This is a genomic window from Paraburkholderia ribeironis (assembly GCF_900019265.1).
Classification (GTDB): domain Bacteria; phylum Pseudomonadota; class Gammaproteobacteria; order Burkholderiales; family Burkholderiaceae; genus Paraburkholderia; species Paraburkholderia ribeironis.
The window spans coordinates 1-712 of sequence record NZ_CYGX02000195.1; the positions used below are offsets into that span (position 1 = coordinate 1).

The 712-nt window shown below is 61.8% G+C and carries 1 protein-coding gene; it reads right to left on the reverse strand.

Features of this window, described 5'->3' with window-relative positions; all coding sequences use genetic code 11:
• Positions 1-293: 293 nt before the first annotated feature.
• Positions 294-712, reverse strand: a 419-nt coding sequence (locus BN2475_RS33110) for a glycosyltransferase family 4 protein (protein ID WP_143326073.1), incomplete at its 5' end; no start/stop codon positions are given.

A 712-nucleotide genomic window follows, 5' to 3' on the forward strand; every position in this document is an offset into this window, starting at 1 on the left:
GAGGTAAAGTGCGAGCCATAGTTCCGATATTTTAGGAATTAAGCAATCTGCCGCATGGTTAGACAGATAACGGCGAGAATATCGGAATTATTGCGTCAAATCGCGCTCAGCGTCAATAATTCCTATAATTCAGGAATTATGGGTCGAAACGACGGCCCGCGCTCGATAGTTCCTGAAATACCGGAAATATGAGGCGATGAGCGCTTCTCACGTGCGCCCACCACCCAAAGAAAAAGGACGGCCTCGCGGCCGTCCCGTTCGTCACTTCGCCTCGCCGTCGCAGCGGCTGGCGACTACGCTGCCTGAATCGCCTCGTTATACACGGCCGCGACACGCTTCGCGATCACGGGGTTGTCGAAGTGGGCCCGTGCATAAGCGCGGCAGGCATCGGCATCCGGCAGTCGGATGGAGCCGTCGAACGCCCTCGCGAGGCCGTCGGCAATCGCGTCCGCGCCCGTCGACGGCAGCACGAGATCCTGCGACAGCCCCGCCACCGCTTCCGGCAGACCGCCCACGGGCGTCACCAGCACGGGCGTGCCCGACGCCAGCGATTCGACGGTAATCAGGCCGAAGCCTTCGAGCGCGACCGTCGGCACGACGCTGATATCCGCCGCGCGATACAGCGACGCCAACTGCTCGTCGGGCACGAAGCCAAGCAGCTTCACGTTGTCGCCGAGCCCCGCATCGTCGATACGCTGCTGCAGCGCTTGCT